Genomic DNA, 15,676 nt, shown 5'->3' with positions numbered 1-15,676 from the left:
GGTCAAACCGCTCACCCGCCCCTGCCCACACCTGGAGGTCCGCCATGAGCACCATCGTCATGTCCGGGACCGCCGTCCTGGTGCTCCTCGGATTCGCAGACCACACCTACTGGCTCGCCGCCGTCGCGCTGCTCCTCCTGTACGCGCGCTACGGCCGCGGCTCGTCCTCGGCGCCCACGTCCGGCGGAGCGCCCGGCGTGCCGGGGCCGGCGGCGCCGACCACGTACAAGGCGTACCGCGAGCGCCGCGACCGCCAGGCCAAGTGGGAGCGCCGCTACCGCCGCGAGCGCCCCTTCGAGGCCCGGCGCCAGCAGCGCGAGAAGAGCGGTTGAGCCACGGCGCCCTTGGCCGTCACAGGCCGGGGGCGCCCCACACCGGGAACCAGCGGCTCAGGTCCTGCTCGATCCGCAGATCGTTCGCGAGCGTCGCCTTCACCTGCAGCTCCAGCGCGTTGTCCCGCCGTTCGGCGGGGCCCGGCAGCGGGGCGAAGGGATAGAAGGTGGCCCGCTTGTAGAGGTAGACGAGGGCCAGTCTGCGACCGGCGTCGTCGGTGAACGCGGCCAGCGAGCACAGCAGCTGCGGCCCGAAGCCGTTGACCTCCATCGAGCTGTTCACCGCGTGCAGGTCGGTGACCAGCTGCGGCAGCTGGTCGGGGGCGCGCCGGGACACCAGCCAGGAGTAGCCGTAGTCGTCCTGCCGCAGCTCCACCGGCGGGCCGGTGCGGTCGGCGTCGGCGTCGAGGAGTGCCTGGACCTCCCGGTGGGTCTGCTCGAAGGCCGCGCCCTCCACCGTCGCGAAGCACACCGCGCCGTCCCCGGTCGGCGTGAACCCGGCGGCCGCCTCCAGTGTCACCGCCGCCGACGGCAGCGCGAACAGCTGGTCGAGGTCGGGCGCGACGGGCTTCGTACGGCCCAGCAGGATGTCCAGCAGCCCCATGCTCAGCCCGCCTTCCCCGGCGTCGCCGCCTCGCCCAGCTCCGCGGAGATCCGGCCCAGCTGCTCCAGCCGCTGTTCCAGGCTGGGGTGGGTGGAGAAGTACCGGGAGATGCCGGGCTCGGCGCCGAAGGCCGGGGTGAAGTAGAACGCGTTGAAGGCCTGGGCCGTACGCAGGTCCTTCGTCGGGATCCGCGCGATGTCCCCGGAGACCTTGGTGAGCGCGGCGGCCAGCGCCGAGGGACGGCCGGTCAGGTACGCCGCCGCGCGGTCGGCGGCCAGCTCACGGTACCGGGACAGGGCCCGGATCAGCAGGAAGCTGATCGCGTACACGGCAGCCGAGACGCCCATGACGGCGGCGAACACCGCCATGGTGTTCTGGTCCTTGCGCCCCCGGAAGAGCTGCGAGTAGAAGGCGAAGCGCACCATCAGGCCCGCGATCACCCCGAGGAAGGACGCCACCGTGATCACGGCGACGTCCTTGTGCGCCACGTGCGACAGCTCGTGCGCCAGCACGCCCTCCAGTTCGGCGGGCTCCAGACGCCGCAGCAGCCCGGTGGTCACACAGACCACGGCGTGATCGGGATTGCGGCCGGTGGCGAACGCGTTCGGCATGTCCAGCTGCGACACCGCGACCACCGGCTTCGGCATGTCCGCCTGCGCGCACAGCCGGTCGATCACCCCGTGCAGTTCGGGATACTCCTCCCGCTCCACGATCCGGCCGTGCATGGCGTAGAGCGCGACCCGGTCGGAGAACCAGTACTGGGCGGCGAGCAGCCCCGCCGCGACGACCACGACCAGCACCCACGACTTCAGCAGCACGATCAACGCGGCGACGAACCCCACGTACAACAACCCGAGCAGGAACAGCGTGACCCCCATACGCGCGGTCAACCGCCGATCGCTCCGGAAGCGGCTCTGCATCTTGCATCACCCCGCAGTCAGGCACTCGTCCCGCTGTCCAGTGTGCACCTGCCGAATGCCATGAAGTGGTTCGGAACGGCCCTAGGAGCAGCAAAAGGTCCCTGTGAGTTCCGGAGCGTCACCGCGGGTCAGGGGTCAGCGGTAGGCCCGCATCTGCGCGTAGCCGAGCAGGACGATCACCGCCGCCACACAGCCCAGTACCACGACCGTCGATATCCACGACGACCTGCGCGGCGGCGCGGGGTCGGGGTCGGCGCGGAACGGCGCCGGGTCGGGCGGGTTCTCCTTCCAGCGGGCGGCCAGCATCCGCGCGCGGGCGGACGGCTCCTTGTGCTCGGCCGAATTCGCCCATCTGTGATCGAATTCCCGCTCCCAGTCGGCTTGCTCAGTCATCCCCGTTCAACCTCTCTCGCAACCTCTCTCGTCCCGCCAGGGTCAGGGGGATGATCCCCCGAGAGTAGGAAGCCTGGGAAGGCCGGAAGGTTGCACGGAACGTCGCACGGGATGCCGGGTTGTCGAGGGGCGGCTAGCCTTTACAGGTGAGAGCCGCTCCGGGGGCCGGCCACAGTCGGCCCTGCCTCTCGGAAACCAAGGCGGCACACCTACGACCGCGCCGGACGTTTCGCCCTGCGGCCGCGGCCATCCGTCTCGTGCCCCGGAAACCGCACGAGGGGATGGAAGGAGGTTCACTCATGAAGGCACAACGCGCGAGGCGTCTGCTCGCGGTCTCCGCGATCGGCGTACTGATGGCCGGCGGCGCCACGATCGGCGCGGCGGGTGCGGCCTCGGCCGCCCCGGCCAAGGCTCCCACCGGCTTCGGCTGCTTCGACCGCGGTTTCGATCGCGGCTTCAACGGCGGCTTCAATCGCGGGTTCGGGTTCGGCGGGTTCGACGACTGCCGCTTCAACAACGGCTTCAACAACGGTTCCGTCGTGGTGATCGTGGTCGGCTGACGGCCGCAACGGTGAGGGCCGCCACCCGTCGCGGGTGGCGGCCCTCACCTCGGCCCGGATCCTGCCGGATCCGGCAGGATCACACGTCGAAGTACAGCTCGAACTCGTGCGGGTGCGGACGCAGCTGCAGCGGGGCGATCTCGTTGGCGCGCTTGAAGTCGATCCACGTCTCGATCAGGTCGGACGTGAAGACGTCACCGGCGAGCAGGAACTCGTGGTCGCGCTCGAGGGAGTCGAGGACGGCCGGGAGCGAGGTCGGCACCTGCGCGACGTTCGCGTGCTCCTCGGGAGCCAGCTCGTAGAGGTCCTTGTCGATCGGCTCGGCCGGCTCGATCTTGTTCTTGATGCCGTCCAGGCCCGCCAGCAGCAGGGCCGAGAAGGCCAGGTACGGGTTGCCGGAGGAGTCGGGCGCGCGGAACTCGACGCGCTTGGCCTTCGGGTTGGAGCCCGTGATCGGGATACGCATCGCGGCGGAGCGGTTGCGCTGCGAGTACACCAGGTTGATCGGCGCCTCGAAGCCCGGCACCAGACGGTGGTACGAGTTCACCGTCGGGTTGGTGAAGGCCAGCAGCGACGGGGCGTGCTTGAGGATGCCGCCGATGTAGTAACGAGCGGTGTCCGACAGACCGGCGTAGCCCTGCTCGTCGTAGAACAGCGGGTCGCCGCCCGCCCACAGCGACTGGTGGACGTGCATGCCCGAACCGTTGTCACCGAAGATCGGCTTCGGCATGAAGGTCGCCGTCTTGCCGTTGCGCCAGGCCACGTTCTTCACGATGTACTTGAAGAGCTGGAGGTCGTCGGCCGCGGCGAGCAGCGTGTTGAACTTGTAGTTGATCTCGGCCTGGCCTGCGGTGCCCACCTCGTGGTGCTGGCGCTCGACCTGGAGGCCGGACTTGGCCAGCTCCAGGGAGATCTCGGCGCGCAGGTCGGCGAAGTGGTCGACCGGCGGGACCGGGAAGTAGCCGCCCTTGTAGCGGACCTTGTAACCACGGTTGTCCTCGAGTGCGCCGGTGTTCCAGGCGCCCGCCTCGGAGTCGATGTGGTAGAAGCTCTCGTTCGCCGAGGTGGCGAAACGGACGCTGTCGAAGACGTAGAACTCGGCCTCGGGACCGAAGTACGCGGTGTCCGCGATACCGGTCGACGCGAGGTAGGCCTCGGCCTTCTTCGCCACGTTGCGCGGGTCGCGGGAGTACTGCTCGCCCGTGATCGGGTCGTGGATGAAGAAGTTGATGTTGAGCGTCTTGTCGCGGCGGAAGGAGTCCACCCGGGCGGTGGACAGGTCCGCGCGCAGCGCCATGTCGGACTCGTGGATGGCCTGGAAACCACGGATCGACGATCCGTCGAAGGCGAGCTCCTCGTCCGGGTCGAACGCCTCGACGGGCAGCGTGAAGTGCTGCATGACGCCCGGCAGGTCGCAGAAGCGGACGTCGATGAACTTGACGTCCTCGTCCGCGATGAACTTCTTGGCCTCGTCGGCGTTCTGGAACATCCAGCTCCTCCTACTCCCGGCCGTTCCCGTGCCGGGGTGGTAGTTCGTTCGTGCGGCCAGTGCGGTGGCACACGCTGGTCCCGACCCTAGGGACGGGTGATTTCTCGGGCGTGACCCATTTGTTTCGCAGAAGTTAACCGGGTCCGGTTCCACCGTAGCGTCGGCACCCCCCGGCGACACCCCGCCGTCCGTGGGTCATATACGGGCGCAGTACCGTGGACGGGTGGACAACAGGCAAGCAGTCGGATCGTGGCTCTCCGGGCCGCGCGCGGCCATGGAAGACGCCGGTGCGGACCTCGGATACCGGGGCGAGCAGCTCGGTCTGCCGGAGCAGGGACCGGGCTCCATCGCCCGCCCGGGACGACGGCTCGGTGCGCTGGCCGTGGACTGGGCGCTGTGCGTCTTGATCGCATACGGCCTGATCACCCACCGCTACACCCCCGCCACCAGCAACTGGGCCCTGCTCATCTTCCTCGCCCTGAGCGTCCTGACGGTCGGCACGATCGGCTGCACCCCCGGCAAGCGCCTCTTCGGCCTGCGCGTGGTCGGCGTCGACACCGGCCGGGTCCAGCCGCTGCGCTCCCTGGTCCGCACGATCCTGCTGTGCCTGGCGATCCCGGCCCTGGTCTGGGACCGCGACGGCCGCGGCCTGCACGACCGGCTGGCGAGGACGGTCGAGGTCCGCGCCTAGTGCTGCGACCGGAAGGGTTCGCCGGCTCGCGGCGTCCGGCACGGCGCTCCCCCAGCCTTCGGCCGGGGGTACCCCCACGCCGCGTTGTCGCATCACCCGAGTACGTCCAGTACGCGGGCGACGCTCCGCCCTGCGAGGCTCCCCCACTGCCTGAACGGCGTGGGAGGTGCCCCCAGCACCGGACGCCGCGAGCTTCTCGGCAAACCTTTCCGGCCACAGCACCAGCGCCGGCGAAGCCGACCACGGTACGGCGAGCGGTACGGCGAAGGGGGCGCCCGGATCGATCCGGGCGCCCCCTTCGCCGTAGAGGGAAAAGCTCGTGGCGGAGAAGCTCTAGCGGGCCTTCCCGCCGCCCTTCGGCATCCGCATGCCCTTGGGCATCGGACCCTTCGGCAGCGGCATGTTGCTCATCAGGTCGCCCATGGCGCGCAGCCGGTCGTTGGTGGCGGTCACCTGGGGGCCGGCCAGGACCCGCGGGAACTTCAGCATGGTCGTGCGCAGCTTCTTCAGCTCGACCTGGCCCTCGCCCGTGCCCACGATCACGTCGTGCACGGGTACGTCGGCGACGATGCGGTTCATCTTCTTCTTCTCGGCGGCCAGCAGGCCCTTGACCCGGTTCGGGTTGCCCTCGCCCACCAGCACGATGCCGGCCTTGCCGACGGCCCGGTGCACCACGTCCTGGCTGCGGTTCATCGCCACCGCGGGGGTCGTCGTCCAGCCCCGGCCGATGTTGTCCAGCACGGCCGCCGCAGCGCCCGGCTGGCCCTCCATCTGTCCGAAGGCGGCCCGCTCGGCCCGGCGTCCGAACACGATCGCCGTCCCGAGGAAGGCGAGCAGCAGGCCCAGGATCCCGAGGTAGACGGGATGACCGAGCAAGAAGCCGATCGCGAGGAAAACACCGAGGATGCCGATGCCGACAGCCGCGAGTACAAGACCGATCTTCTTGTCGGCCTTGCGGGTCATCTTGTACGTCAGGGCGATCTGCTTCAGTCGCCCGGCATTCGCAGCATCCGCTGCGGTTTCCTTCCTCGCCATGCCACGAAGTCTACGTGCCCCGGGAAGCGCCGACGACGGCAGTGCCCGGTGAGGAAGGCCTCAGGGACGGGTGGCGGCCTGCTCCAGGAAACGCTGCGTCTCGACCCGGTCCTTGGCGCGGCGGCGGTCCTCCAGGACGGAGGTCCAGGCGTTGCGGCGGGCGGTGCGCTGGCCGCCGCTCATGAGCAGCGACTCCACGGCGCGGAGCGTGTCGGTGAAGGACGGGATCGCGGTGGCGCGGACGGGTGCGGCCTGCATGGTGGAGGTCCCCCCTCGGTGCGGGTCTTGGCGGTGTACGTGGTGTGATTCGAGGGTCACAGATTGGTGTTACCAGGGCGTGACCGACCGGTCAAACGCCAATGAAGCCTTGATGCGCGGCCCGGGAACGCGGACGCGGCCCTGACGTACGCCCTCATCAGCGAGGACGGTCAGGACCGCGGCCAAATGGTCGTTACCGACCGGTAGCTCCTTGTGCGTGAATTCACACGTCCGTTCAGACGGCCGCCGACCGACGCTGCTCGACGGCCATCCCGTACAGGCGGCCGGCGCGGTACGAGGAGCGCACCAGCGGGCCGGACATCACGCCGGAGAAGCCGATCTGCTCGGCCTCCTGCTGCAGTTCCACGAACTCCTGCGGCTTCACCCAGCGCTCCACCGGGTGGTGGCGGACGCTCGGGCGCAGGTACTGCGTGATGGTGACCAGCTCGCAGCCCGCCTCGTGCAGCTGCCTGAGCGCCTCGCTGACCTCCTCGCGGGTCTCGCCCATGCCGAGGATCAGGTTGGACTTGGTGACCAGGCCGAAGTCGCGGGCCTCGGTGATGACCTTCAGCGAGCGCTCGTAGCGGAAGCCGGGGCGGATGCGCTTGAAGATCCGCGGGACCGTCTCGACGTTGTGCGCGAAGACCTCGGGGCGCGCGGAGAAGACCTCGGCCAGCTGCTCGGGCACCGCGTTGAAGTCGGGGGCGAGCAGCTCCACCTTGGTGCGGCCGCCCTCGCGGCCGGCGGTCTGCTGGTGGATCTGGCGCACGGTCTCGGCGTACAGCCAGGCACCGCCGTCCTCCAGGTCGTCGCGGGCGACGCCGGTGATGGTGGCGTAGTTCAGGTCCATGGTGACCACGGACTCGCCCACCCGGCGCGGCTCGTCGCGGTCCAGCGCCTCGGGCTTGCCGGTGTCGATCTGGCAGAAGTCGCAGCGCCGGGTGCACTGGTCGCCGCCGATGAGGAAGGTGGCCTCGCGGTCCTCCCAGCACTCGTAGATGTTCGGGCAGCCGGCTTCCTGGCAGACCGTGTGCAGGCCCTCGCTCTTCACGAGGTTCTGCATCTTCGTGTACTCGGGGCCCATTTTCGCCCGGGTCTTGATCCACTCGGGCTTGCGCTCGATGGGGGTCTGGCTGTTACGGACCTCCAGGCGCAGCATCTTGCGTCCGTCGGGTGCGACTGCGGACACGACCGGCTCCCTGTGACTTCGATTCTTCGGCGCCCACCAGGGTACGCCCTGTGATTTGTGACCAGCCGTGGGCCGGGGGCCTACGCCGTCGCCTTCTCGACCAGGCGCGGCTTGAGCTCCGCGTTCTCCAGTACGTCCCTCAGGTGCCGTTCGGCGACCGGCAGCACCTCGTCGATCGTGACGTCCCGGCCCAGCTCGCCCGCCAGGGAGGCGACCCCCGCGTCCCGGATGCCGCACGGGATGATCCGGTCGAACCACTTGTTGTCCGGGTTCACGTTGAACGAGAAGCCGTGCATGGTCACGCCCTTCGCCACCCGGATGCCGATCGCCCCGATCTTGCGGTCCTCGCGGCGCTGGCCCGCGTTGGACGGGGCGTACTCGGGGCCGTTCAGGCGCGGGTCGAACTCGTCGTCGGTCAGTCGCGGGTCGAAGTCCAGCGCCAGTCCGCCGAGCGCCGGCCGCCGCTCCACCGGGTCGCCGAGCACCCAGACGCCGCTGCGTCCCTCGACGCGGGTGGTCTCCAGGCCGAACTCCGCGCAGGTGCGGATCAGCGCCTCCTCCAGGCGGCGTACGTGCGCGACCACGTCCACCGGGCGGGGCAGCTTCTGGATCGGGTAGCCCACCAGCTGGCCCGGACCGTGCCAGGTGATCTTGCCGCCGCGGTCGACGTCGATGACCGGAGTGCCGTCCAGCGGGCGCTCGCTCGCCTCGGTGCGGCGGCCCGCCGTGTAGACCGGGGGGTGTTCGAGGAGCAGCACGGTGTCGGGCACCTCGTCGGCGAACCGCGCCGCGTGCACCCGCCGCTGCTCGTCCCAGGCCGCCTGGTAGTCCACGGCCTCGGCACCGAAACCCATGCGGACGAACCGCAACTCACTCACGGCAAGCGCCTCCCTCGAAGCTCGTAAGGCACGTAACGCGCCCACGCCACTGTACGTCCGACCGATGTACGTCAGCCCTGCGGCCAATCCTCACACGATCGGATGAATGCGGGGCGAACCGTGCGATCGGCCGCTCACTCTCCGCTACATTCGCGCCGTTCACGAGGCCATAAGGGCTGCTCACAGGCAATACGGGCACCAAGCCTCCGCTTGGCAGCCCGAAGGCAGGAGACCGCACCGCAGATGACGGACCGACCCGCGCAGCGCACCCCCAACCGCCAGCTCGCCGCGCTCATCGCAGAAGCCGGGTTCTCCAACGCCGGTCTGGCCCGTCGCGTCGACCAGCTCGGCCTCGAACACGGGCTGGACCTCAGATACGACAAGACCTCCGTGACCCGCTGGCTGCGCGGCCAGCAGCCCCGGGGCACCACCCCCGCCCTCATCGCCGAGGTCTTCACCCGCCGGCTCGGACGCCGGCTCACCGCCCAGGACCTGGGCCTGGACGCCTGTGCGCCGGTGTACGCCGGGCTGGAGTTCGCGGCCTCGCCCGAGGAGGCCGTCGACATCGTCAGCGGGCTGTGGCGCAAGGACTCCGGCAGCCACGCCGAGCTGCGGAAGATCGCGTTCACCCCGGCCGGCCTGGTCGTGCCCAGCCGGGACTGGCTGATCGGCCGCGCCGACGACAAGGTGGGCCGCGGCGAGCCACCCGCCCGGGTGCCCGCCCAGGGCCGCCCCGCCCTGCCCGCCCTGCCCAAGGTCCCGCCCCAGTCCGACCCCGTCGGCCCGCTGCCCCGGCCGCGCGGCCACGCCGGCGAGCGCGGCCCCGGCCAGCGGGTCACCGGCGGCGACATCGCCGCGCTGCGCTCGGTCGGTGAACTCTTCCGCACCCTCGACGACGCCTACGGCGGCGGCCACGCCCGCCAGGCCCTCGTGCGCTACCTGGAACACGAGTGCGAGCCGATGCTGCGCGGCACCTACGGCGAGCAGACCGGCCGCCGCCTGTTCTCGGCCGCCGCCGACCTGACCCGGCTGGCCGGCTGGACGTCGTACGACATCGCCGCGCACGGGCTCGCCCAGCGCTACTTCGTGCAGGCCCTGCGGCTCGCCCAGGCGGCCGGGGACCGGGCCTACGGCTCCTACGTGCTGGTCACCATGAGCCGCCAGGCCGTCTACCTCGGCCATGGCCGCGAGGCCGTCCAGCTGGCCCGGGTGGCCCAGCAGGGGGTGGGCACCAACGCCCCGCCGGTGGTGCAGGCGCTGCTGCACGCCTCCGAGGCACGGGCGCACGGCGTGCTCGGCGAGGTGCGGGCGTGCACCGGCGCGCTGGTGCGGGCCGAGCGCGCCCTGGAGGTGGCCCGGCCCGGGGACGAGGTGCCGTACTGGGCCCGCTTCTTCGACGAGGCGCAGCTCGCCGACGAGTTCGGGCACTGCCACCGGGACCTCCAGCAGTTCCGGGCCGCCGCCCAGCACGCGGAGCGCTCGCTGCAACTGCGCGCCCCCTCGTACGCCCGCAGCCGGCTGTTCTGCCGGGTCGTCCTCGCCACCGCCCGCCTCGGCCTCGGCGAACTCGACCAGGCCTGCGCGCTGGGCGCGGAGGCGGCCGGGCAGGCGGCGGAGATGCGCTCCGTCCGGGCGGTCGAGTACGTCAGGGACTTCGAACGCCGGCTGGAGCCGTACAAGGACGCGGCGCCGGTGCGGGGCTACCGGGACAAGGTGGCGGCCCTGAACTGACCGCCGCCGCTCAGGCCGCCCGGGGCAGGGAGGCCGGCGGGTCCGCCCGGTGCATCGATCCGGCCGCCCCCAGGTCCGCGAGGATCGCGGCGGCGGCCCGGTGCGCCGAGTGCAGGGCGCCCTGGACGGTGCTGGTGTCCCGGTGGTCGCCGCAGACGTACAGGCCGGCCATCAGGCGCACCGGGCGGCGCAGGTCGTGCGGCGGCCTCATCGCGGGCACCGCCTCGGCGGTGTGGTGCACGGCGAGGGTCTCCCAGCGCCGCGTCGAGGTGCCGTAGAGCCGGGACAGATGGACGCGTACGGCGGTGTCGAGGCCGTCGGGCGGGGTGCCGAGGACGGTCGACGAGACGAGCGTGCGCCCGGCCGGCGCCCGGCTCGGGTCGACGCTGCTGAGCACCGCCGTGTGCGCCACCGGCCCGCCCCGGTCGGCGTCGAGCAGCAGCGAGGTGCCGGTCGACAGGGCCACCGCCGGTTCGTCGGTGGTGTGGTGGACGACGGTCACCGGGTGGAAGTCCGGCACCCGGAGGCCGGGCAGCAGTTCCGCCGCGGCCCGCGCGTCGGTCGCCAGCAGCACCGCCCGGCAGCGGACCTCGCCGTGCTCGGCGGTGGTCACCGAGGTCGTGGAGACAGAGGTGACGCGCACCCCGGTGTGCACGGTGCCGGGCGGCAGCGCGCGGGCGAGCAGCTCCGGCAGCATCTCGGCGCCGCCCTCCGGCACGCACAGCCGCCCGCCGGCGAAGGAGCGGAGCGCGAGGTCGGCGCACCGGCTGGAGGTGGTCAGCTCCGGGTCGCACAGCAGGGCGGCGAGCAGCGGGCGCAGGAAGCCGTCGACGGTCCGGGCGGGCACGCCCCGGGCCGCGAGCGCCCGCGCGGCGGGCAGTTCGGGGCGGGCCAGGAGACGGGCGGTGGGCGTGGCCGCGATCCTGGTGAGCGCGGCGCCCAGACGGGCCTGGTCCATGGCGCTGCCCACCGGGGCCGTGCTCGGCGTGGCCGCGCCCCTGGGGGCGCTCGCCAGGGCGCGCACCGTATGGAGTGCGCCCCTTGCGCTCCGCCCGACCGCCGGGGCCCCCGCGCGGTGCCTGCGCCCGTCGCGGTGGAGCAGGACGCCGGGCGCGAAGCGGCGCAGGACGAGGGCGTCGAGGCCCGGGGTCAGGCGGAGTTCGGGGTACGACGTGGACAGCAGCTGTCCGATCCGGTCGAGCCGGAAGCCGTCCACCTTCTCCGTCGACATACGGCCGCCCACGTAAGGGGCGGCCTCCAGGACTGCGGTCGTTACACCTGCGCTGGTCAGCCGATGAGCCGCCGAGAGTCCGGCGATCCCGGCTCCCACGATCACGACGTCCGCCTGGTACACGGGCTCAAGCACGAGGCCCCTCCTCGACGTTGCGCGGCCAGTGGAGACGTCATGCCCCCAACTGCCTCCAGGGATACCCGAGTTCGGCTTGAGGGTAGGTCCGGGACCGGTCAGGTACAGTCGCGCATCGACAGGGCACGGTCGCACGGCGGTCGCATATGGTCACAGGAGTTCCTCACGCTGCGCGGAGGGCATCCTCGATCCCCGGAAACGCGAAACCGAACCCCGACTCCAGCAGCCGCTTCGGCACCACCCGTTGGCTGCCCAGCACATCCCCGGCCATCTCGCCGAGCGCGGCCCGCAGCACCTGCGCGGGCACCGCGAACCGCGTCGGCCGGCGCAGCACCCGCCCCATCGCCTCGGTGATCTCACGGTTGGTCAGCGGCTCGGGAGCGGTCAGGTTGAACGGCCCGGAGAGCCCCTCGGTGTCGATGAGATGCCGGATCGCGGCGACCTCGTCGTGCAGCGCGATGTACGACCAGTACTGCCGCCCGTCGCCCATCCGCCCGCCGAGCCCGGCCCGGAACAGCGGGAACAACCGTCCCCACGCACCGCCCCCACGGGCCACCACCAGCCCCGTCCGGGCGAACACCGTCCGCACACCCGCCTCCCGGACGGGCGCCGCCGCCGACTCCCACTCCACGCACAGCGAGGGCAGGAAACCCTCACCCGGCGGCGCCGACTCGTCCACCACCCGGTCCCCGGTGTCGCCGTAGACGCCGATCGCGCTGCCGTTCACGAAGACCCGCGGCGCCTGGTCCAAGGAGGTGACGGCCCGCGCCAGCGCGGCCGTGCCCAGCACCCGGCTGTCCCTGATCCGCCGCTTGTACTCCGGCGTCCAGCGCCGGTCGCCCACCCCCGCCCCGGCGAGGTTGACCACGACGTCACAGCCGGCCAGCCCGGCCGTGTCCACGTACTCCCGCTCGGGGTCCCAGCGGACCTCGTCCGCGCCCCCCGGCGCCCGGCGGACCAGACGCACCACCTCGTGCCCGTCCGCGGTCAGGGACCGCACCAGGGCGCTGCCGATCAGACCGGACGCGCCGGCCACCGCGATTCGCGAACGTTCCATGCACCCATCCTGCCGGGTGCCCGGGCCGTACGACGGGTCGGCCGCGCAGCCCGGCATAGGGTGACCGTCATGCCGGAACCGTCCATACGCACCGCCCTGCCCGACGACGACGCGGAGTTGGCCCTCCTCGACCGGGCCGCCTGGTCCCCGCTGCACGCCGTCGTCCCCGAGCCCCGGCCGCCGTACCCGCCCTTCTTCGGCGAGCGGCAGCGGCCGGACGACTGCCTGGTGGCCGAGCTGGACCGGCGCATCGTCGGCTACGTCTGCCTCGGATTCCCGACCCCGCTCGCATCGAACGCGCACGTGCGGCAGATCCAGGGCATCGCCGTCGCCGAGGAGGCCCGCGGCCGGGGTGTGGGCCGGGCGCTGGTCCGCGCAGCCGTGGCGGAGGCGCGCAGACGCGGCGCCCGGCGCATCACGCTGCGCGTCCTCGGCCACAACACCCCGGCGCGCAGGCTCTACGAGGCCGAGGGCTTCGTCGTCGAGGGCCTGCTCCCCGAGGAGTTCCGGCTGGACGGGAAGTACGTCGACGACGTGTTCATGGGCCGCCCGCTGTGAGCCGTCCTTCGCTCAGGACGTGATCAGGTTCCCGGTGCCCACGGCCGCCGTCGCGCCCGCCCCGCGCGCGGCGTCGGGAGCCACCTCGTCCGCCGTCAGCACGTACCCCGTCTCGTTGTCCGAGGTCGAGCGGGCGAAGACCACGCCGAACACCCGGCCGCCGGTGGTCAGCAGCGGGCCGCCGGAGTTGCCGGGCCGGACCGTCGACCGTATCGAGTAGATCTCCCGGGTGACGGTGGCGTCGCTGTAGATGTTCTGCCCGGTCGCCCGCACCCGGCTGGCCACGGTCGCCGCCTGCAGGTTCAGATCGCCGTCCTGCGGATAACCGGCCACCACCGCCGAGTCCCCGCGCGCCGCGCTGTCGTCGAAGCGCAGCACCGGGGCGCTCAGCCGGGGCACGTACAGCACCGCGACGTCCTTGTCCGGGTCGAACAGCACCACCCGGGCGTCGTACGACTGCCCCACCCCGCCCACCCGCACGGTCGGGTTGCTGATGCCCGCCACCACGTGGGCGTTCGTCATCACGTGCTGGGGCGCGTACACGAAGCCGCTGCCCTCGCGGCCCTGGGTGCCCGAGGAACCCTCGATCTTCACCGTGCTGGTCCTGGCGGCACGGTCGGCGGCGGGTGTGACGCTGTCCCCGGACGGCTTGGCGACCTCGGCCGTCGACGCGTTCTCGAACGGGTTGAAGACCTGCGGGAAACCCGCCTCCGTGAGCGCGTTGGTGGCCCGCGAGAACCAGGTGGGCGTGGTGTCCGGCATGGTCCGCTGCACCGCGCCGAGCAGCGCCGAGTCCCTTATCGCCGTCGTCACCGTCAGCGACGAGGACGCGCCCAGCACACTGGCCGCCACCCAGGCCACGATCAGTACCGCCACCGAGTTGGCCGCCGCACCGCCTATCCCGTCGGCCACCCGCAGCGGACCCCGGCCCTCCCGGTCCAGCTCCCGCCGCAACCGCAGCGCCAGCCGCCCCGCCAGCTCGTGCCCCACCCCGGCAGGGACCAGCACGGTCAGCACCGCGAGCACCGTGGCGGCGGTCGACCCGCGGGCGACGAGACCCGTCACCCAGGGCAGCACCCACACGCCCACCACCGCGCCGCCCACGAACCCGGCCAGTGACACGCACCCGGCCACCAGGCCGCGCCGGTAACCGGACGCCGCGTAGAGGAGGATCACCAGCAGCAGGAGCAGGTCGAGCAGATCCACGGAGCCGCCTTTCTCTTGGACCCCCTAGTACGGCCCGGACGGCCCCAGTGATCAGTCGGCCGCGGCCGGCCGGTCACCGTTCGGTCCTACCCTCGAAAACGCCCCGGACCAGGACGATGGTTCCACCAGGTGGCACAGCACACATCGCGGGCGCGGCCGAACGGCCACACATTGGGATCATGCGTGTCCTCCGAAGAGCCCGAGGCGCCCACGGACGGGGTGTCCCGCGCATCCCCCGGCCGGTCCTGCTGCTGCTCGGCTGTCTGCCCGGCGCCGTCGCCGTCGTGGCGCTGGGGCTGTGCGCCCGCGGCGTCGAGCGCACGGCCGTCGCCCCCCGGCAGCCACGGCCCGCGGCGGCGGCCCCGGCCGTGACGACGGCCCACCGGGCGGCCCGCCCCCGCATCGTGCCGCGCTCGGCCTGGCTGGACGCCACCGCCCGGCGGGCCCAGCCGCCGCCCCGCTACGACGACAGGGTCGTCGCCGTCTTCGTCCACCACACGGACTCGCCCAACGGCTACGCCTGCGCCGACGCGCCCGTCATCATCCGCCACCTCTACTCCGGCCAGACCACCGCCCGCAGCTGGGACGACATCGGCTACAACTTCCTCGTCGACCGCTGCGGCACGATCTACGAGGGCCGGGCGGGCGGCGTCGAACGCGCCGTCACCGGCGCCCACACCCAGGGCTTCAACCACCGCACCGCGGGCGTCGCGGCCCTGGGCACGTTCACCGCCGGCGTCCCGGTCCCGCGCGCGATGACGGAGGCGATCGCGGCCCTGGCCGCCTGGAAACTGGGCCTGTCCGGCATCGACCCCCGCGCCCACGTCGCCCTGACCTCCAGCAACGACCTCAGCCGCTACCGGGAGGGCACGACAGCCGCCCTCCCGGCCCTGGCGGCCCACACCGACGGCTTCATGACGAACTGCCCCGGCGCGGCCCTGAGCGCCGAAATCCCCGCCATCCGGGAGCGGGCGGCGCGGTTGCAGGGACGGTGAGGAACGCTCCCGTCGCCGCCCTCGCCCGCGCCGCCCTCGTCCGGGCCCCCTCCCCGTGCGCCCCCGCGCCCCCGCGCCCCCTCACAGCTTCCTGCCGGCCCGCTCACCGATCCCGCCGAGCCGCGCGCCCTAACGTCAGGGGCACGCACCGAGTGAAGGCGGGGATCGAGATGAGCACCGAGACGAAGAAGGCGGCCGTCCTGGCCGGAGCCCTCCGCGGCCCCTGGGCGGTGGTGTGCGCCGTCGCGACCGTCCTCCTCGGGCCGGCCGCCGTCACCGCGTCCGCGCTCGACCAGGCCAACGCGGCGCCGCCGCACCACCCGGTCAGGTTCGAGCAGGCCCAGGCGTACGTCCCGGCGGACACCGGCCGCCGGCGCACGACCGCCTGAACCGCACCGCCGCCCCACCCCGAAC

The 15,676-nt window shown here is 72.3% G+C and carries 18 protein-coding genes; 7 read left to right on the top strand and 11 right to left on the bottom strand.

Features of this window, described 5'->3' with window-relative positions; all coding sequences use genetic code 11:
- The first annotated feature begins 44 nt into the window (after positions 1–44).
- Positions 45–332, top strand: a complete 288-nt coding sequence (locus ACFYMM_RS05580; protein ID WP_388384126.1) for a hypothetical protein — start codon at positions 45–47, stop codon at positions 330–332.
- 19 nt (positions 333–351) lie between these two features.
- Here the strand turns inward: ACFYMM_RS05580 and ACFYMM_RS05575 are convergent, their stop codons facing one another.
- The 3 genes from ACFYMM_RS05575 to ACFYMM_RS05565 all read right to left on the bottom strand — a co-directional run bounded on the left by ACFYMM_RS05575 (position 352) and on the right by ACFYMM_RS05565 (position 2,249).
- Positions 352–936, bottom strand: coding sequence for a hypothetical protein (locus ACFYMM_RS05575; protein WP_388384124.1), 585 nt, complete (start codon positions 934–936; stop codon positions 352–354).
- A gap of 2 nt (positions 937–938) precedes the next feature.
- Positions 939–1,856 carry a zinc metalloprotease HtpX gene (gene htpX, locus ACFYMM_RS05570; RefSeq protein WP_388384122.1) on the bottom strand — a complete coding sequence of 306 codons (918 nt, stop codon included), beginning with the start codon at positions 1,854–1,856 and terminating at the stop codon, positions 939–941.
- 135 nt (positions 1,857–1,991) lie between these two features.
- Entirely contained in the window at positions 1,992–2,249 is a 258-nt protein-coding gene (locus ACFYMM_RS05565) for a hypothetical protein (RefSeq protein ID WP_388384120.1), read from the bottom strand.
- Between the two features lie 299 nt (positions 2,250–2,548).
- On the opposite strand from ACFYMM_RS05565, the gene ACFYMM_RS05560 reads away from it, so the two are divergent.
- A complete protein-coding gene (locus ACFYMM_RS05560) occupies positions 2,549–2,809 on the top strand; it encodes a hypothetical protein (protein WP_388384118.1) in 261 nt (86 codons plus the stop codon).
- Positions 2,810–2,888: 79 nt separating this feature from the next.
- On the opposite strand, the gene glnA is transcribed toward ACFYMM_RS05560, so the two are convergent.
- Positions 2,889–4,298, bottom strand: a complete 1,410-nt coding sequence (gene glnA / locus ACFYMM_RS05555; protein ID WP_388384116.1) for a type I glutamate--ammonia ligase — start codon at positions 4,296–4,298, stop codon at positions 2,889–2,891.
- 223 nt (positions 4,299–4,521) lie between these two features.
- On the opposite strand from glnA, the gene ACFYMM_RS05550 reads away from it, so the two are divergent.
- Positions 4,522–4,989 (top strand): RDD family protein, encoded by a 468-nt coding sequence (locus tag ACFYMM_RS05550; protein WP_388384114.1) that lies wholly within the window; start codon positions 4,522–4,524, stop codon positions 4,987–4,989.
- Between the two features lie 333 nt (positions 4,990–5,322).
- Here ACFYMM_RS05550 and ACFYMM_RS05545 read toward each other — a convergent pair whose 3' ends face one another.
- From ACFYMM_RS05545 to lipB, 4 genes are all read right to left on the bottom strand, one after another.
- Positions 5,323–6,024, bottom strand: coding sequence for a DUF4191 domain-containing protein (locus tag ACFYMM_RS05545; protein ID WP_388384112.1), 702 nt, complete (start codon positions 6,022–6,024; stop codon positions 5,323–5,325).
- Positions 6,025–6,084: 60 nt separating this feature from the next.
- A complete protein-coding gene (locus ACFYMM_RS05540) occupies positions 6,085–6,282 on the bottom strand; it encodes a hypothetical protein (RefSeq protein WP_388384111.1) in 198 nt (65 codons plus the stop codon).
- Between the two features lie 235 nt (positions 6,283–6,517).
- Positions 6,518–7,471, bottom strand: coding sequence for a lipoyl synthase (gene lipA, locus ACFYMM_RS05535; RefSeq protein WP_388384109.1), 954 nt, complete (start codon positions 7,469–7,471; stop codon positions 6,518–6,520).
- Positions 7,472–7,551: 80 nt separating this feature from the next.
- Positions 7,552–8,394, bottom strand: coding sequence for a lipoyl(octanoyl) transferase LipB (gene lipB / locus ACFYMM_RS05530; protein ID WP_388384107.1), 843 nt, complete (start codon positions 8,392–8,394; stop codon positions 7,552–7,554).
- Between the two features lie 198 nt (positions 8,395–8,592).
- On the opposite strand from lipB, the gene ACFYMM_RS05525 reads away from it, so the two are divergent.
- Positions 8,593–10,080 carry a regulator gene (locus ACFYMM_RS05525; protein WP_388384105.1) on the top strand — a complete coding sequence of 496 codons (1,488 nt, stop codon included), beginning with the start codon at positions 8,593–8,595 and terminating at the stop codon, positions 10,078–10,080.
- 10 nt (positions 10,081–10,090) lie between these two features.
- Here the strand turns inward: ACFYMM_RS05525 and ACFYMM_RS05520 are convergent, their stop codons facing one another.
- Positions 10,091–11,446: an NAD(P)/FAD-dependent oxidoreductase gene (locus ACFYMM_RS05520; RefSeq protein ID WP_388384104.1), complete on the bottom strand. Its 1,356-nt coding sequence runs from the start codon at positions 11,444–11,446 to the stop codon at positions 10,091–10,093.
- 163 nt (positions 11,447–11,609) lie between these two features.
- Positions 11,610–12,503, bottom strand: a complete 894-nt coding sequence (locus ACFYMM_RS05515) for a TIGR01777 family oxidoreductase (protein WP_388384102.1) — start codon at positions 12,501–12,503, stop codon at positions 11,610–11,612.
- 69 nt (positions 12,504–12,572) lie between these two features.
- Here ACFYMM_RS05515 and ACFYMM_RS05510 point away from each other — a divergent pair, with 69 nt between their 5' ends.
- Positions 12,573–13,061 (top strand): GNAT family N-acetyltransferase, encoded by a 489-nt coding sequence (locus ACFYMM_RS05510; RefSeq protein ID WP_388384100.1) that lies wholly within the window; start codon positions 12,573–12,575, stop codon positions 13,059–13,061.
- A gap of 12 nt (positions 13,062–13,073) precedes the next feature.
- Here ACFYMM_RS05510 and ACFYMM_RS05505 read toward each other — a convergent pair whose 3' ends face one another.
- Positions 13,074–14,267: a MarP family serine protease gene (locus tag ACFYMM_RS05505; protein WP_388384098.1), complete on the bottom strand. Its 1,194-nt coding sequence runs from the start codon at positions 14,265–14,267 to the stop codon at positions 13,074–13,076.
- A 179-nt stretch (positions 14,268–14,446) separates the two neighbouring features.
- Here ACFYMM_RS05505 and ACFYMM_RS05500 point away from each other — a divergent pair, with 179 nt between their 5' ends.
- Positions 14,447–15,262: a peptidoglycan recognition protein gene (locus tag ACFYMM_RS05500; protein ID WP_388384096.1), complete on the top strand. Its 816-nt coding sequence runs from the start codon at positions 14,447–14,449 to the stop codon at positions 15,260–15,262.
- Positions 15,263–15,432: 170 nt separating this feature from the next.
- The gene (locus ACFYMM_RS05495; protein ID WP_388384094.1) at positions 15,433–15,651 is read left to right on the top strand and encodes a hypothetical protein; all 219 of its coding nucleotides are present in this window, start codon (positions 15,433–15,435) and stop codon (positions 15,649–15,651) included.
- Positions 15,652–15,676 lie beyond the last annotated feature (25 nt).

Origin of the sequence: Streptomyces sp. NPDC006739, from assembly GCF_042869815.1 — a bacterium.
In the GTDB taxonomy this organism is placed as follows: domain Bacteria; phylum Actinomycetota; class Actinomycetes; order Streptomycetales; family Streptomycetaceae; genus Streptomyces.
Note: the sequence above shows the minus strand (reverse complement) of the source record. Positions and strands in the feature narration are given on the sequence as shown.